Raw genomic sequence first — 17,557 nt, 5'->3', positions numbered from 1 at the left:
CAGTCTGTGACAGTTAAATTAAAGAAGTCGTCCAATTCTTTTGGACTAAAGATAGGCGCTACATGCAATTTCTCACATGTAGGGCCTCATTTTTATAGTTCTATCGAGTTACGAATTACTCTGTGATGTAGAGATCTTTAGAGTAAATCTTGTCTTCCGCGTTATTTACTGGGAAGCCACCAACTTTCGGTGATAGTAGACGTGATTTCACGTACTGGTAGATAGGTGCGATTGGCATATCTTTTGCCATCAACTTCTCTGCTTCTAGGTAAAGTGCTTGGCGCTCTTCGTCAGAAGTTGAAGCAAATGCTTTGTTCATGATCGCATCGTACTCTTTGCTGTCGTAGTGAATACCACCAGTAGTGTTATTACTCATCATCAGCGTTAGGAAAGATGAAGCTTCGTTGTAGTCGCCACACCAACCTGCACGAGCAACCTCAAAGTTGCCAGAATCTTTGGTAGATAGGTAAGTTTTCCACTCTTGGTTTTCTAGCGTAACGTCTAGACCAAGTGTCTTCTTCCACATTGAACCCAGTGCAACCGCAAGTTTCTTGTGGTTCTCTGATGTATTGTATAGAAGGTTAAATTCAAGAGGGTTGTCTGCGCCGTAACCCGCTTCTTCCAATAGACGCGCAGCTTCTGCGTTACGCTCTTCTTGCGTCATTTTGCCGTATGCAGGAATTTCTGGGTTGAAACCTGCCGTAATTTCAGGTGTTAGGAAGTAAGCTGGCTTTTGACCTTGACCTAAAATCGCATCGGTCACAATGTTACGGTCAATCGCATAAGAAATCGCTTTACGCACACGAACATCATCAAACGGCTTTTTCTTCGTATTGAAGATGTAGTAGTAAGTACATAAGTTACCGGTTACCGACACTTCTTGTGGGTGCTCTTTCTTCAGACGCTTGAAGTGCTCTGTAGGCAGCTCGTTCGTGAAGTCGATTTCACCCGCTAGGAAGCGGTTCATTTCCGCTACTTGGTTCTCGATTGGTAAGAAAGTAACTTGGTCAAGCGTCGTGTTTTCGTTGTCCCAGTACTGTTCGTTACGTTTTAGAACCAAACGCTCGTTTACAACCCAGTTGTCAACAACATAAGCACCGTTACCTACAAAGTTCTCTGGCTTCGTCCATTGATCGCCGAACTTTTCAACAGTTGCTTGATGAACAGGTTTCACTGTCGTGTGGCCCATCATCATTACAAAATATGGTACTGCAGTATCTAACTCAACCACTAACGTGTGGTCGTCAACCGCTTTAACACCTAACTCGCTCTTATCTTTTTTACCCGCAACAATGTCTTTTGCGTTCTTCATCTTGGTGTATTCCATGTACCAAGCATATGGAGAGGCGGTTGCTGGATCGACTGCACGTTGGAAGCTGTAAACGAAATCACCTGCAGTGACAGGATCACCGTTTGACCATTTTGCGTCTTCACGTAAGTGGAAAGTGTATGTTTTGTTGTCTTCAGTTTCCCAAGATTCTGCAACACCAGGGATAGTGTTACCGTCCGCATCTTGGTTTACAAGGCCTTCAAGAAGATCGCGAATCACGTGGGATTCTGGAACACCTTGAGATTTATGAGGGTCTATTGTCGCAACTTCTGTACCGTTACCACGCACCAATTCTTGAACAGCAGCAAGTTTTGGCTCTTTAGAATCAGATTTAGCTTCAGGGGCTGGAGCCGGAGCAGGCTCAGCAGCTTGTTTCTCCGCAGGCTTTTCACCACAACCAGCTAGAGCGAGAGAAAGACCAGCACCAATAAATAAAGCGCGCGTGATTTTATTCTTATACATGCGTAAAACTCCAAATTTTTTCGTTAGCATCCATGACTTCTTTGTAAGGGCCTGGAACGGTCAGAGTTTTAGATTTTTTTAGTGCACTTTCTGAGCACAAAAGTCTAAAACCTTACAAAGACTGCGGCACACATTAGCAATCATTGAAGTAATTTGCCATAAAAATGTAGCAAAAAAACCAATAATGCTGACTAAAACACACATATCTAGCAGTAAACTCTAACCCCAAAGCATTCACCAGCCAAATAAAGACCAGAAGCGACATTTAACAGGCGAAACTTTCGATTAATCTGAGTTTAAACCATTTACTAGCATCTTATGCTAGATATTTACACATCATTTAACATTTATGACAAATCAAGTCTAACAAATAATTGTTTATATATTGGGCAAAAAACTTTTATTGTGAAGAATATCACCAGACAAAAGATAGGAAATATTGAAACAAAGTGAGCAATACAATGAAGATAAATACAAAAAAAGCTAAGTACCATTAGCACTTAGCTTTTTTCACTAGAATGCGGGTTAGTTCTATTTTTCCCAACGCTGTGCAGCTTGATGATCGGTGTCGCGCGACTCAACCCAACGATCTTCATTCGTCGTACGCTCTTTTTTCCAAAATGGAGCTTGGGTTTTCAGATAATCCATGATGAACTCGCACGCATCAAATGCCGCGCCGCGGTGCGCACTGGAAACGCCCACAAATACAATTTGATCACCGCTATCCATGTCTCCGACGCGATGAATCACGCGTACACCTAATAGTGGCCAGCGAGACTCAGCTTGATCACAAATGTCGCTCAAGCTCTTCTCTGTCATCCCCGGATAGTGCTCTAGATGTAAACCAATGACATTATCCCCAAGGTTCATATCTCGAACTTTACCAACGAATGTAACGACAGCGCCGGCAGCCGTCCCTTCAGATAGACGTTGATATTCTTGCTCAACCGAAAAGTCTTCAATTTGTACAGAAACACGAGAATCCATCTTAACCCCCAGTTACCGGCGGGAAAAACGCAACTTCGTCACCTGCTTTTACTTGTGTATCCAAAGGGACGATGGATTGGTTCACTGCAGCAAGTAGCTTTCCTGGCTCGAGCGCTAAATCCCACTTGCCATCTTTCTTAGTGCCTTCTTCCACTAGATGTGCACGAATTGATTCAACCGTTTCAAACGGCCCGTCTAACTCGACACTGTCGATGCCAATCAGCTCGCGAGTTTGAGCAAAGAAAAGTACTTTAATCATGATTCCACCTTAAAGTGACCAGATTTACCACCCGTTTTCTCTAGTAGACGAACTTGACCAATGACCATGTCTTTTTGTACTGCTTTACACATATCGTAAATCGTTAGAGCAGCAACGGAAGCTGCCGTGAGCGCTTCCATTTCCACACCAGTTTTACCCGCAAGTTTACATACTGATTCGATGCGAACTTTGTTTTCTGCTTCGATAGCTTCCAGTTGAACTTCAACTTTAGAGAGTAGTAGCGGATGACAAAGTGGAATCAAATCCCAGGTTTTCTTCGCAGCTTGAATACCAGCAATACGAGCCGTCGCAAATACATCACCTTTGTGGTGCTGGCCAGAGACAATCAGTTGAAGTGTTTCTGGGGCCATGTGAACAAATGCTTCAGCACGAGCTTCACGAACCGTCTCCGTTTTTGCTGACACGTCAACCATGTTTGCTTCGCCAGAAGCATTGATATGTGTAAATTGGGTCATTGTTTTTCCTTCGCTTTTAGGAAAGGTTATACAGATAGGTGTGGCATGAAGTTACAAGGGCGATGACTTGCATCCAACTGCTGTTTAATAATTTTTGTCCAGCCTGTGCGGCACGCACCAGTTGAACCTGGCATTGCGAAGATCACGGTGTGGTTAGCAAAACCAGCAATCGCACGAGACTGAATCGTAGACGTACCGATCTCTTCGTACGACACCATACGGAACAACTCACCAAAACCTTCAACTTCTTTATCAAATAGAGGCTTAAGTGCTTCTGGCGTGCTATCACGTGAGGTGAAACCTGTACCGCCAGTAATCATGATCGCTTGTACGCTTTCATCAGCAATCCATTGAGAAACAATCGCGCGGATCTTGTACATGTCATCAATAACAATTTGCTTGTCTACTACGTTGTGACCCGCTTCTTGAGCATGCTCAGCTAGGTAACGACCAGAGGTATCGTTTTCTTCAGTACGAGTGTCAGATACCGTTAGAACGGCAATATTTGCAGGTTGGAATTTGCTTTCAGCGTGACCCATTTGTTCACCTATTCTCTTAATTAGCTTTGATACGCTTGGTATCGATTCGGAAAAAGTTAGAGCCAGCTTATCAGTGAACTCGCTCTAAAAATTGAATGAAGTTAGCCGCCGATAGACGCGAGGTGTGGCGTCATACCAGTATTGCCATCATGCAAGAAATGGCTTACCGACTTGGTTTGTAACTGCGCCTGGATACGTTCAATAAGCTCACTCTCTTGCTCATCACGTTCCAAAAGATCACGCAATTCTACACCGTGGTCTCCAAACAGACATAGGTGCAGCTTACCCATCGCAGAAACGCGCAGTCGGTTGCAGCTTTCACAAAAGTCTTTTTCATAAGGCATGATAAGACCTATTTCACCCTTGTAATCAGGATGAACAAATACTTGCGCAGGACCATCATTATGCGAGCGCACTTTCAGCAACCAACCATTTGCAATTAGCTGGTTACGAATTGCCACTCCGGATACATGGTGCTTATTAAATAGCTCATCCATCTCACCCGTTTGCATCAACTCAATGAAACGCAGTTGGATTGGACGATCTTTTATCCAGTTAAGAAACGCTGGCAGCTCGTGATGGTTCAGATCTTTCATCAACACCACATTAACTTTTACTTGCTCATAACCGACCTCGAACGCACGTTCGATACCATTCATGACTTCAGTAAACTTATTTTCACCTGTGATTTGATGAAACATACGCGGGTCAAGGCTATCCACACTGACATTAATGTGGGTTAAACCCGCTTCACGCCAATCTGCGACTTGTTTTGCCATACGATAGCCATTGGTTGTCGTTGCAACTTTTTGAATGCCAGGCGTCGCCGCTACTGAATGGATAATGTCGGTAAAATCTTTGCGTAAGCTAGGCTCACCACCAGTGATGCGCACTTTTGACGTGCCACAATCAGCGAATGCTTTTACGACCCGTTTGATTTCAGGGAGAGATAAAAAAGACGAGTTTTTATTGCCCGAAGGCTTATAGCCATCAGGAAGGCAATAGGTACATTTGAAATTACATACGTCGGTCACAGACAGACGCAAGTAATAAAACTTACGATGAAATTTGTCTTCGAATTGTTGCGCCACGGAACACCTTTCCAAACACGGGAGGCATGGCCATTTCCAATCATGCCCTTGTGACAGTATGCCACTGGCTCAAAACGCTTATCCAAGGACTTAGCAATAGTGAGCTCGGAGTTATGGCAACCAGAGATATGAAATCTCTGATAGCTTTGCGGTGTAAAATACTTAATATTTGTAATGGAATCCAGACTTGAGTGATAAAAAACTCTCTAGAGACACAATTTACCGCTAAGTGAGTACCTTTAAGACACTCCTTAAGATAAATTGTAGCCGTTTTTTATTAGATTATTAGAAGAACATAATGAATATCTACACAGATAAAAAAGTGGTCGCTGTTGGCGGTGGTCATGGCTTAGGTCGAGTGCTGGCCGCATTACGAGATTTTGGCAGCAATGCAACTGGGATTGTTGCCACGACTGACAATGGTGGTTCCACAGGAAGAATTCGTCACTGCCAAGGAGGAATCGCTTGGGGAGACACACGTAACTGTATTAATCAGCTCATTACAGAGCCTTCGATCAGTTCTATGATGTTTGAATATCGCTTCAAAGGCACTGGCGAACTTGATGGTCATAATCTTGGTAATTTGATGCTTACTGCACTCGATAACTTATCGGTCAGACCTTTAGATGCCATTAATCTGATTCGCAATATGTTAAAAGTCGACGTTAACATCCTTCCTATGTCCGAACACCCTTCGGATCTTTCCGCGTTATCCGTAGATGGGAAGTGGGTTACGGGAGAAACAAATGTCGACGAAATGAAAGCAGACTTGCGACGTTTGGATCTTTCACCAGAAGTGCCTGCTACCAAAGAAGCCATCACAGCTTTGGCGGAAGCGGACGCGATTATTCTTGGCCCTGGCAGTTTTTTAACTAGTATCATGCCTCCTTTATTGCTGCCTGAACTCGGCAAAGCGATTGCAGCAAACACAAAAGCAAAAGTCATTTTTGTTGCTAACCTGAGTCCAGAATACGGCCCAGCGGGACGAATGACGATGGCTCAAAAATTAGAATGGTGTGAACGTGCCTGTCAAGGAAGAAAAATAGACGTGGTTCTAGCAGAGAAAACCGAGCAAGACGTCTTAAGTCAATGGAATGTAGTGACGGAGTCACTCGCCTCCTCTAACCGAGACTGGCGTCACGATAGAAACAAGCTCAAACTAGCGATTGAAAATCAGCTACAACTTTCTATTTAAGAGCACGTTACCTGGCTAGCGCCCTCTTTTAAGGTGTTTATTGATAATGAAAACCCTTCTGTCATCGAAGGGTTTTAGTTCAGGCATCCAGTAAAAACAGATGTTTACTAAGAAAAAATGGTTAATAGAAAAAATAGCTACTGTCGCCAAGAGCGATAAGCATCTCGAGTTTCGTGCAAAAGATCGAACATAGCCTCTAACTCCTCAGACTCCGCAGTCAACTCACCGGCTTTCGCTTTTTTGTCTATGGACATAGCCAGTTCACAAAGGCGATCTGCCCCAAAGCTCGCAGCACTACTTTTCAACGCGTGGCTGATTTCTTTTGAGTAAGCTAATCGCTCTGCCCCCTGCAGTTGGGATAAGTTCTCGATATAGGTATCCATTTCTCCTAGGAAGATATCGAACAGTACAGGTACGTTGTCACTGCCAATTTCCATCGACAGTTCATCTATTTTTTGCTGATTTAATACATTTACACTCATACTTTTTGCCGCTCTTCCTTGCCGTTCCATGCCTGTAACTTGCGGTAAATCGTCGACGGACTGACATCAAGATATCCCGCCGCTCGAGGAATATTGCCATCACATGCTTCAATCGCTTGCTCGATTGCCATTTTTTCCGTCATCCATAATGGCATAATCTCAGATGCGGTCATCGCTTTCGGCTCAATTAATTTAGCCACAGACGACGGACGGTCAAGCGGTTGATTCAACGGTGGCGGTAACATGTCCAACGTAATCTCTTTACCGTTGTTTAGAACAACGATGTTGCGTAGCACGTTTTGTAACTGACGAACGTTACCCGGCCACTCATAGCTGTTGAATCGCTCGATGACATCAGGCGCAAAACGTATGAAGCTTTTTCCTTCTTCGTGTGACATGTAACCTAGCAGTGAGTATGCAATTTCAATAACATCTTCGCCTCGTTCGCGTAAAGGCGGTAAATGCAAAGGAATGACATACAAACGATAGTACAAATCTTCACGGAATCGACCTTCTTGTACCTCTTTCCAGGGATCACGGTTAGTGGCACACACAAAGCGCACATCCACGCTCTTCATTTTTGAGGAACCCACTTTTTGGAATGTGCCCGTTTGAATAAATCGTAGCAACTTGGTTTGTAAATCCAAGTCCATCTCACAAAGCTCATCTAGAAAAAGTGTGCCGCCATCCGCTAACTCAGCTGCCCCTTGACGATCATTCGCAGCGCCAGTAAAGGCCCCTTTTACGTGACCAAACAGTTCACTCTCAATCAAATCTTTTGGAATTGCAGCACAGTTAATTGCAATAAAAGGTTTGTCACCACGTTTACTTGCTGCGTGAATAGCCTCGGCACATACCTCTTTACCAGTACCACTTTCACCTGTGATAAAAATACTCGCTTTACTGCTCGCCGCTGAATCTATCGTACGGTAAACCTGCTGCATGGTTTGGCTACTGCCGATAAACCCCTGATAGCTCTGATTACCTGGATTATCGGCTTCATTTTTTAGCTTGGTCGCTTTACGAATGGCATTGTTAACCGTGACACGTAAACGGTCTGCTTCACACGGTTTGATTAAAAAGTCTTGTGAGCCATGACGCATGGCCTCGACAGCGGTATCGATAGAACCGTGAGCGGTCATAAAGATTATAGGTACGTCGGGATGACTCTTTTTAACGGCATGTAAAACGTCCATCCCCGTCATATCTGGCAGACGGAGATCGAGTAAAATAAGATCTGGAATTCGATGATTTAGGCTCTCAATGGCATCCCTACCTGTGCCGACGATATTGATATCTATGCCAAGCGGTGTCAGGTATGAGCGGTACAGAGCCGCAACAGATGCGGTGTCCTCGACCATTAAAAGGTAACGAGACTTTGGGCCTTCGGGTTTTTGTTGCATAACCTAGCTATTATTTTGTTGTGTTTTAAACAATAATCGCATTACGCTTTGCATTTTGCAAATAACATTAGCTAAATTATGGGCAAAGGAAAAAATTCAAAAATAATATCAATTATTTAAAAAGTGGCACAAACCATGCTGTAACGATAATGACCCCTCGGGTCACCTAGCCAACTGACGTTGTTAGTGAACGATATGTTCACAAAACAAGCCAATAGACCCGACTGCCTATTGGCTTCTTTTTTTTTACAAGCGGCCTAAAATGCTTGGATAGCTAAATCGGTAAGTTTGTTCAACTATTTGCGATGAACTGCGCTCGTAGTTTTTCAATCTCGTCACGCTTTTGTGCCGCTAACTCAAATTCTAAATCTTGCGCATGCTGATACATCGCCGCCTCCAGTCGACTGATTTCTTTTTCTAGCTGCTGAGGGGACAGTGCCTCGTAAGTTTGCGAAGGCTCCGCCACTTTCGATAATGGTACCTGTTTAGTGTTACGCTGGCGTTTAGACTTAGTGATATCGCCAAGTTCCATGATGTCTTTGATATTTCGTTTGAGCGCTTGTGGCGAAATACCCATTTCTTTGTTGTACGCTTCCTGCTTCTCGCGACGACGGTTAGTTTCATCCATCGCCTTTTTCATTGAGTTGGTGATTCGGTCAGCGTATAAAATCGCCTTACCTTCGATGTTTCGTGCAGCACGACCAATGGTCTGAATGAGTGAGCGTTCAGACCGCAAGAAGCCCTCTTTATCCGCATCCAAAATTGCAACTAACGAGACCTCTGGCATATCCAGGCCCTCTCTCAATAAGTTTATTCCCACCAGCACGTCAAATTCCCCAAGACGAAGGTCACGGATAATTTCCACACGCTCAACAGTATCAATGTCTGAGTGTAAATAACGTACCTTAACATCATGTTCGTGAAGGTATTCGGTGAGATCTTCAGCCATTCGTTTGGTCAGTGTTGTAACCAGAACTCGTTCATCTTTAGCAGCGCGAATACGGATCTCAGACAATAGGTCGTCGACTTGGGTCGCTACTGGGCGAACTTCCAACTCAGGGTCAAGCAAGCCTGTTGGACGAACGACTTGATCCGCCACATCACCCGCCGATTTTTCTAGTTCGTAATTTCCGGGCGTAGCAGAGACGAAAATCGTTTGTGGCGCTAGTGCTTCAAACTCCTCAAACTTCAGTGGACGATTATCCAAAGCTGAAGGTAACCGGAAACCAAACTCCACCAGCGTTTCTTTACGCGAACGGTCACCTTTATACATGGCACCTATCTGCGGTACTGTCACGTGAGATTCATCGATGATCAACAAGCCATCATGAGGTAAGTAGTCAAACAGGGTTGGTGGCGGCTCACCTTCCGAGCGTCCACTGAGATAACGAGAATAGTTTTCGATACCGGAGCAAAAGCCCAACTCATTCATCATTTCGATATCGAATTGAGTGCGCTGGCTAATTCGCTGCTCTTCCAGTAGCTTGTTGTTATCTAGAAGCTGCTTTTTGCGCACTTCTAGTTCGACTTTAATATTTTCAATCGCTTCAAGAATGCGATCTCTTGGCGTGACATAGTGCGTCTTGGGATAGATGGTATAGCGCGGCAAGTCTCGTTGTTTGACCACGCCTGTCAATGGGTCGAACACACTGATGCAATCCACCTCATCGTCAAACATCTCAACGCGCACAGCGTCTTGGTCTGATTCGGCTGGGAAGATGTCAATCACTTCACCTCGAACACGGAATTGGCCACGCTCAAATGCAACGTCATTGCGCGAGTATTGGAGCTCCGCTAGGCGACGAAGCATATCACGCTGATCAATCACATCTCCACGTCGCAAATGAAGCATCATTTGTAAGTAGGATTCCGGATCACCCAAACCATAGATAGCTGAAACCGAAGCAACGATAATAGCGTCTTTCCGTTCCAATAAAGCTTTAGTGGCAGACAGTCGCATTTGCTCAATGTGGGCGTTAACCGAAGCGTCCTTTTCAATGAAAGTATCTGTTGTGGGAACGTATGCTTCAGGTTGGTAGTAATCGTAGTAAGAAACAAAATACTCAACCGCATTATTAGGAAAGAATGACTTCATCTCACCATATAACTGAGCAGCAAGCGTTTTGTTTGGCGCAAGTAATATTGCAGGTCGTTGGGCTTGAGCAATCACATTCGCTAGTGTGAAGGTTTTACCTGAGCCTGTGACCCCCAACAAGGTTTGATGTGCTAGCCCAGCATCGAGCCCCTCAAGCAACTGATTGATCGCTCCTGGTTGATCGCCCGACGGCTGATAATCGGAGACCAATTCATAGACTTTACTCATACCCTTCCTCAATTTTACTGCGCTTTGGCTGTATATATATACACCTTAGCTAATGAAATCTACGTCTATCGAGAATTTAACCATCATTGTTAATAAATTTTCTTGTTTGTCTAGAATGCTATAGCCATACAAAAGTGACTCTGATATAGTACTTCGCCCTAGTTGAAGAGCTACACACATTCTTCACATTATAGTTTCCACAACTTTTCCCCAAAAATTAGCTTAAAACTTTCTTATCCCCAAAAGATTGATTTTTATCCACTTTGAATACCTTTTGATTAACATCGATAAATCTCTGTTTTATTTGCTTATTTTACGCATAACTCTGACTAAAGATTCATTAAATAAAAACTTAGTTGCATATCAATTTTCTTTACCCAGATCTCATCAACATACTTATCCACAAATTTAGTGGATAACTAACCTCGAGCCTTTACTGGCAAGCCATACAGAAAAGTAAAGCCCTTAACTCAATATTTTTTTCTAAAAATGTATTTTTTTACTGTTGACAGTAGTTTGAGTGCTCGGTAAGATTCTTCCCGCTTTCAAGCAAAGCAATTCCTCCTTAGCTCAGTTGGTAGAGCGACGGACTGTTAATCCGCAGGTCGCTGGTTCGAGCCCAGCAGGAGGAGCCAGATTATAGAAAAGCCGTGTCGCAAGACACGGCTTTTTTTGTATCTTAATCGCCATGAAATCTAAGCCAATCTAGGCGTCATAAAATCACACCGAAATAAGTTCAAATTACAGAACTCATAACATTGTCATAGATAGTGTTCTCACAGTACCACACATTTAATTCTGTCTCTTTTCTAGCAAAAAATAATCATAACCAATTGAATCTATTATTAATGCAATTTAATCATTGAAAAAATGAAAAGCATTCATTTTACTCATACCAAATAAATCCATACGATTAAAAGGGTTAAGAATGGTTCCGTCCTACTCGTCGCCTCCATTCTAATTATCAATAACTTAGGGATTTACTTATGACTATTCCGACAACTGACATGCTAGATGCATGGGCTGGATTTACTGCTGGTGAATGGCAAAACTCTGTCAACACTCGTGACTTCATCCAAAAAAACTATACACCCTATGAGGGAGACGAGTCTTTCTTAGCCGAGGTTAGCAAATCCACTTCAGCATTATGGAACCAAGTGCTTGAAGGCATAAAACAAGAAAGCCGCACACACGCCCCTATTGATTTTGACACAGACTTGCCCTCAACAATCACTTCCCACGATGCAGGCTACATCAACAAAGATCTGGAAAAGATCGTTGGCTTACAAACTGATCAACCGCTAAAACGTGCAATCATCGCCAATGGCGGGATTCGCATGGTAAAAAACTCGTGCGAAGTTTATGGCCGCGAATTGGATCCAACGGTTGAAAAAATCTTCACTGAATACCGTAAAACTCACAACAAAGCGTGTTTCGACCTTTACACCAAAGAAATTCTAGCCTGTCGTAAATCCGGCATCATCACGGGCCTTCCTGATGCTTATGGCCGTGGTCGTATCATTGGTGACTATCGCCGTCTCGCCCTATACGGTATCGACTTCTTAAAAGCAGACAAAAAAGAACAATACAATTCAACACAAACGTTCTTAGAACAAGGCAACGATCTTGAGAAAACACTTCGTCTTCGCGAAGAAATAGCCGATCAAGTTCAAGCACTTGAAGACATTCGTCAAATGGGTCTGAAATACGGCATTGATATGTCGCTACCTGCAAAAACAGCACAAGAAGCGATCCAATTTACCTACTTTGGCTACCTAGCGGCGGTTAAATCGCAAAACGGCGCAGCAATGTCACTGGGCCGTACTTCGACTTTCCTAGACGTCTATCTAGAGCGCGATATCGCAAACGGTTTGATTGATGAATCACAAGCGCAAGAAATGATTGACCACTTCATCATGAAGCTACGCATGGTTCGCTTCCTACGCACACCAGAATACGATTCATTGTTCTCTGGCGACCCAATCTGGGCAACCGAAGCCATGGCTGGTATGGGCGTTGATGGCCGTACGCTAGTATCTAAAACGACATTCCGGTACTTAAATACACTACATACTATGGGCCCTGCTCCTGAGCCAAACATGACGATTCTTTGGTCAGAGCAATTACCTGAAGCGTTCAAACAATATGCTGCAAAAGTGTCGATTGATACCTCTTCGGTTCAATACGAAAACGACGATCTAATGCGTCCTGATTTCGACAATGACGACTACGCGATTGCCTGTTGTGTGAGCCCGCAGGTTGTTGGTCAGCACATGCAATTCTTTGGTGCACGTGCCAACCTTGCAAAAGCGCTGCTTTACACCATCAATGGTGGTATCGATGAAAAATCGAAAGCGCAAGTGGGTCCGGTAGTGGACAAAGTTCAAGATGAAATTCTCGACTTTGACGCTTTGATGCCTCGTTTCGACAATATGTTGGAGTGGCTAGCAACGCAATACGTCACAGCGTTGAACATCATCCATTACTCACATGACCGTTACAGCTACGAAGCGTCACTGATGGCACTGATGGATCGCGACGTGCACCGCACGATGGCGTGTGGTATTGCAGGTCTGTCTGTTGTCGCAGACTCTTTGGCAGCAATTAAATACGCGACCGTGAAACCTGTTCGTGATGAAGATGGCATCGCCGTTGATTTTGAAATCGAAGGTGATTATCCAAAATTTGGTAACAATGATGCCCGTGTTGATGACATCGCTTGTGATCTGGTTGAGCGCTTCATGAAGAAAATTCAGAAGATGCACACCTACCGCGAAGCAGTGCCAACTCAATCGATTTTAACAATCACATCTAACGTGGTTTACGGTAAAAAAACGGGTAATACACCAGATGGCCGTCGCGCAGGTATGCCTTTTGGACCGGGTGCAAACCCAATGCACGGTCGTGATGAAAAAGGGGCGGTTGCGTCTCTGGCATCGGTTTCTAAATTACCGTTCGCTTACGCGAAAGATGGTATTTCTTACACTTTCTCAATTGTGCCTAACGCATTGGGTAAAGATGACTTGAGTCAGAAGAAGAACCTAGCTGCGCTAATGGATGGTTACTTCCATCACGAAGCAAGCAACGAGGGCATCGCGATTGAAGGTGGTCAACACCTTAACGTCAACGTTCTAGACCGAGAGATGTTATTGGATGCGGTTGAACATCCAGAGAAATACCCTCAGTTGACGATTCGAGTGTCTGGTTATGCGGTACGTTTTAACTCTCTAACGACAGAGCAACAGCAAGACGTCATCACTCGTACCTTCACGAGTAAGATATAAACACAGTCCATCAAGCACTCAGAAAGTTTAAATAATTAGCTTGTAAATATGCATTGCCCGCCTCTCTTTTCTACCTGGGAGAGGCGGGCTTTTTTTAAAATCACACATTAGATGAAAATTAATAGGTAGTATCCTCTCGCTAACAATACATTCAGCAAACGATTCAATTTCTTATTGATTCATCAAAATAGATCAAATAGACGACTATTTTTCCATCGTGTATGTAAAACCACATCGTTCACTGGTTGTTATTGGTGTCACAAAACACGATAATATCAAGATCGGATTTTAAGAACGTAATAACTATGACCGAATATGTTTTGTTGTTGGTCGGCACTGTGCTGGTGAACAACTTTGTACTGGTGAAGTTTTTAGGCCTATGTCCTTTTATGGGTGTGTCCAAAAAACTGGAAACAGCAATAGGTATGGGCTTAGCGACAACTTTTGTGCTAACGCTCGCGTCAGTGTGTGCGTATTTAGTGGAAAGCTACATCCTTCGTCCACTGGGTATTGAGTACCTTCGAACCATGAGTTTTATTTTGGTGATAGCCGTTGTGGTGCAGTTCACCGAAATGGTTGTGCACAAAACCAGCCCGACGCTTTATCGCTTGCTTGGCATTTTCTTACCGCTGATCACAACAAACTGCGCAGTATTGGGCGTGGCACTTCTTAACATTAATGAAAACCATAACTTTATTGAATCGATCATCTACGGCTTCGGCGCCGCTGTTGGTTTCTCATTGGTGTTGATACTTTTCGCATCCATGCGAGAGCGCATAGCCGCCGCCGACGTTCCTGTACCTTTTAAAGGTGCATCAATAGCAATGATTACAGCAGGTTTAATGTCACTCGCCTTTATGGGCTTTACAGGTTTGGTGAAGTAAGCGATGAGTACGATTTTAATTGCGATTATCGCGTTAGCGGTTCTGGCTGCGATTTTCGGCGCGATACTTGGTTTTGCTTCTATTCGCTTTAAAGTTGAAGCGGACCCTATTGTGGATCAAATCGACGCCATTTTACCGCAAACTCAATGCGGTCAATGTGGCTACCCTGGTTGCCGCCCTTATGCTGAAGCAATTGCAAATGGCGACCACATCAACAAATGTCCACCTGGTGGTCAGGCAACAATCGAAAAGCTCGCCGACTTAATGGGTGTTGAGCCAGAAGAATCTGCGCACGATCTCGACAGCAAAATCCCAACCGTTGCGTTTATTCATGAAGACATGTGTATTGGCTGCACTAAGTGTATTCAGGCGTGTCCGGTGGATGCAATTGTAGGCGGAACAAAGGCGGTCCATACCGTAATCAAAGACGAATGTACGGGCTGTGACTTGTGTGTTGCCCCATGTCCGACTGATTGTATTGAAATGATTCCTGTGGCAACGACCACAGAAAGCTGGAAGTGGCAACTTCACTCCATTCCGGTACTTAACATTACGGATGCTGCCGACAATGCAGCGAACGTGAAAGATTCAATTAAGTAAGGTTTCACATGTTGTCTTTGATTGAACAAATTCGTACAGGCGCGCTTTGGGATTTCCCAGGTGGTGTGCATCCGGCAGAAAATAAAAAGCAGTCCAACAAAACTGAACTCGCTCATGCGGCTATCCCGTCAGAAATTGTATTGCCGCTAAAACAGCACATTGGTAAAGCGGGTAACCTACTGGTTGCCGAAGGTGACTACTTATTAAAAGGTCAGCCATTAACGCAATCGGAGACCGGCTTTACGGTTCCAGTGCATGCTCCAACATCAGGTACGCTCACCGCGATAGAGCCACGAACTGTCGCGCACCCTTCTGGGTTAAGTGAGTTGTGCGCAGTCATCACGCCTGATGGGAAAGATGCATGGTGTGAAAGAAACCCCGTCGCAGATTACCAACAAGAAACCCCTGACGCACTGATTGATATTATTCGTCTCGCTGGTATTTCTGGTATGGGTGGCGCAGGCTTCCCTACTGCAAAAAAAATCCAATCAGGTTTTGCTCGTACCGAGATTCTTATCGTTAATGCAGCAGAGTGCGAGCCATACATCACGTCTGATGACAAGCTCATGCAAGAACATGCCGAAGAGCTTATTCAAGGTATCGAAATTGTCGAACATATCCTGACACCAAAGCTCACGATTATTGGCATTGAAGACAACAAACCAGAAGCAATCAAAGCGCTAGAAGCTGCGGCTATAAACAAAGATATCGTTATTCGCGTTATCCCAACTAAATACCCTTCTGGCGGTGAAAAACAGCTGATCAAAATTTTAACCAATAAAGAAGTACCAAGTGGCGCGATTCCAGCCGATATTGGTATTTTGGTTCAGAATGTTGGTTCTCTTTACGCTATAAAACGCGCAGTCATCGACGGTGAGCCGATGATAAAGCGCATCGTGACTCTCACTGGTAAAACCTTCAAACAACCACGCAACGTTTGGGCATTGTTAGGGACACCAGTACAAGCACTGTTGGATGAGTTTGGCTATAAAGCAGATAAGAAGTTACAGCGTTTAATTATGGGTGGGCCAATGATGGGCTTTACCCTTCCTCACTCCCAAGTGCCGATTACCAAGACAGCAAACTGTATCCTTGCTCCGACTCGTCGTGAGATCTCTCCGCACCAGTATGAGATGGAATGTATTCGCTGTAGCCAATGTGCCGAAGCGTGCCCTGCTTCGCTGCTGCCTCAACAACTGCAATGGCATGCGAAAGCTGAAGAATATGACAAACTCGATGAATTAAACTTAAAGGATTGTATCGAGTGCGGCGCTTGTGCGTTTGTATGTCCAAGTGAAATTCCGCTCGTACAGTACTACCGCCAAGCGAAAGCAGAAATTCGAACTAGAACACAAGAAGCGGAAGCTGCAGAGCGAGCAAAACTGCGTTTTGAAGAGAAAAAAGCGCGTATGGAACGCGAAAAAGCAGAACGTGAAAATCGCTTCAAGAAAGCTGCCGATCAACGCCGAAAAGAGATGAAGTCTTCTGGTAGCGATGATGCGATAGCAGCAGCGATCGCACGAGTGAAAGCTCAAAAGACAGAAACCACAGAAAAAGCAGAGCCAGCAGTAAAACCCGCCGTAGCGGCAGCCATTGCCAAAGCGAAGGCGAAACAAGCTGCAGCAGCTAAAGCAGGCTCTAGTGAACCTGATAACTCAGAAATGGCAAAACTGCGCGAAGAACGCAAACGTCTTGCTCGCGAACGTAAAGCGCAAAAAGAACAAGGCGAAACGCCAGACAATAACGCTGATGATAAAAAATCGGCAGTTGCGGCCGCCATCGCCCGAGCTAAAGCGAAAAAAGCACAACAAGAAGATTCAACTGAATCTGTAGAATCGGAAACGTCTGCACAGCAAGACAGCGATCCGAAGAAAGCCGCGGTTGCTGCTGCCATTGCACGTGCCAAAGCACGTAAAGCGAAGCAAGCAGACTCAACTGAAGCGGAAGAAGCTGAAGCACCTACTGAGCAAACAGACGATCCGAAAAAAGCCGCCGTGGCTGCTGCGATTGCACGTGCCAAAGCACGAAAAGCGAAGCAAGCAGACTCAACTGAAGCGGAAGAAGCTGACGCACCTGCCGAGCAAACCGACGATCCGAAAAAAGCCGCAGTTGCCGCTGCAATTGCTCGAGCCAAAGCGCGCAAAGCGAAGCAAGCAGACTCAACCGAAGCGGAAGAAGCTGACGCACCTGCCGAGCAAACCGACGATCCGAAAAAAGCCGCAGTTGCCGCTGCAATTGCTCG

14 protein-coding genes, 1 tRNA gene and 1 riboswitch are annotated in these 17,557 nt (G+C 44.6%); of the genes, 6 read left to right on the top strand and 9 right to left on the bottom strand.

Going from position 1 to position 17,557, the window contains the following annotated elements:
- Positions 1–115 precede the first annotated feature (115 nt).
- The 6 genes from R7P74_RS09635 to moaA form a co-directional block, all read right to left on the bottom strand.
- Positions 116–1,792 carry an ABC transporter substrate-binding protein gene (locus tag R7P74_RS09635; protein ID WP_017633862.1) on the bottom strand — a complete coding sequence of 559 codons (1,677 nt, stop codon included), beginning with the start codon at positions 1,790–1,792 and terminating at the stop codon, positions 116–118.
- Positions 1,793–2,323: 531 nt separating this feature from the next.
- On the bottom strand, positions 2,324–2,779 hold the full coding sequence (gene moaE / locus R7P74_RS09630; RefSeq protein WP_017821374.1) for a molybdopterin synthase catalytic subunit MoaE: 456 nt from the start codon (positions 2,777–2,779) through the stop codon (positions 2,324–2,326).
- 1 nt (position 2,780) lies between these two features.
- Positions 2,781–3,038: a molybdopterin synthase sulfur carrier subunit gene (moaD, locus tag R7P74_RS09625; protein ID WP_005388938.1), complete on the bottom strand. Its 258-nt coding sequence runs from the start codon at positions 3,036–3,038 to the stop codon at positions 2,781–2,783.
- A complete protein-coding gene (gene moaC, locus R7P74_RS09620) occupies positions 3,035–3,514 on the bottom strand; it encodes a cyclic pyranopterin monophosphate synthase MoaC (RefSeq protein WP_005380779.1) in 480 nt (159 codons plus the stop codon). Before moaC ends, moaD begins: the two co-directional genes overlap by 4 nt.
- A 26-nt stretch (positions 3,515–3,540) precedes the next feature.
- The gene (moaB, locus tag R7P74_RS09615) at positions 3,541–4,053 is read right to left on the bottom strand and encodes a molybdenum cofactor biosynthesis protein B (protein WP_005388935.1); all 513 of its coding nucleotides are present in this window, start codon (positions 4,051–4,053) and stop codon (positions 3,541–3,543) included.
- Between the two features lie 101 nt (positions 4,054–4,154).
- Positions 4,155–5,144, bottom strand: coding sequence for a GTP 3',8-cyclase MoaA (gene moaA, locus R7P74_RS09610; RefSeq protein ID WP_017636052.1), 990 nt, complete (start codon positions 5,142–5,144; stop codon positions 4,155–4,157).
- A riboswitch (molybdenum cofactor riboswitch) is annotated at positions 5,133–5,267 on the bottom strand. Its footprint overlaps the gene before it by 12 nt.
- Before the next feature lie 175 nt (positions 5,268–5,442).
- Between moaA and R7P74_RS09605 the strand changes: the two genes are divergently transcribed.
- Positions 5,443–6,339, top strand: coding sequence for a YvcK family protein (locus R7P74_RS09605; protein ID WP_213908060.1), 897 nt, complete (start codon positions 5,443–5,445; stop codon positions 6,337–6,339).
- A 137-nt stretch (positions 6,340–6,476) separates the two neighbouring features.
- Here R7P74_RS09605 and luxU read toward each other — a convergent pair whose 3' ends face one another.
- The 3 genes from luxU to uvrB form a co-directional block, all read right to left on the bottom strand.
- Entirely contained in the window at positions 6,477–6,821 is a 345-nt protein-coding gene (gene luxU / locus R7P74_RS09600) for a quorum-sensing phosphorelay protein LuxU (RefSeq protein ID WP_017636054.1), read from the bottom strand.
- Positions 6,818–8,224, bottom strand: a complete 1,407-nt coding sequence (gene luxO, locus R7P74_RS09595; RefSeq protein ID WP_005380768.1) for a quorum-sensing sigma-54 dependent transcriptional regulator LuxO — start codon at positions 8,222–8,224, stop codon at positions 6,818–6,820. The genes luxU and luxO overlap by 4 nt, the downstream gene beginning before the upstream one ends.
- Positions 8,225–8,516: 292 nt before the next feature.
- Entirely contained in the window at positions 8,517–10,547 is a 2,031-nt protein-coding gene (gene uvrB, locus R7P74_RS09590; protein WP_213908062.1) for an excinuclease ABC subunit UvrB, read from the bottom strand.
- A 559-nt stretch (positions 10,548–11,106) separates the two neighbouring features.
- On the opposite strand from uvrB, the gene R7P74_RS09585 reads away from it, so the two are divergent.
- The 5 genes from R7P74_RS09585 to rsxC all read left to right on the top strand — a co-directional run.
- Positions 11,107–11,182 (top strand) — tRNA-Asn (locus R7P74_RS09585).
- A 351-nt stretch (positions 11,183–11,533) separates the two neighbouring features.
- Positions 11,534–13,831 carry a formate C-acetyltransferase gene (gene pflB, locus R7P74_RS09580; RefSeq protein WP_318122817.1) on the top strand — a complete coding sequence of 766 codons (2,298 nt, stop codon included), beginning with the start codon at positions 11,534–11,536 and terminating at the stop codon, positions 13,829–13,831.
- A gap of 305 nt (positions 13,832–14,136) precedes the next feature.
- The gene (gene rsxA, locus R7P74_RS09575; protein ID WP_005380762.1) at positions 14,137–14,715 is read left to right on the top strand and encodes an electron transport complex subunit RsxA; all 579 of its coding nucleotides are present in this window, start codon (positions 14,137–14,139) and stop codon (positions 14,713–14,715) included.
- Between the two features lie 3 nt (positions 14,716–14,718).
- Positions 14,719–15,315: an electron transport complex subunit RsxB gene (rsxB, locus tag R7P74_RS09570; protein WP_005380760.1), complete on the top strand. Its 597-nt coding sequence runs from the start codon at positions 14,719–14,721 to the stop codon at positions 15,313–15,315.
- 8 nt (positions 15,316–15,323) lie between these two features.
- A partial coding sequence (gene rsxC / locus R7P74_RS09565; RefSeq protein ID WP_225473370.1) for an electron transport complex subunit RsxC occupies positions 15,324–17,557 on the top strand: 2,234 nt, incomplete at its 3' end.

Source organism: Vibrio sp. 2033 (genome assembly GCF_033339735.1).
This window is presented reverse-complemented; position numbering and strand designations above follow the sequence as displayed.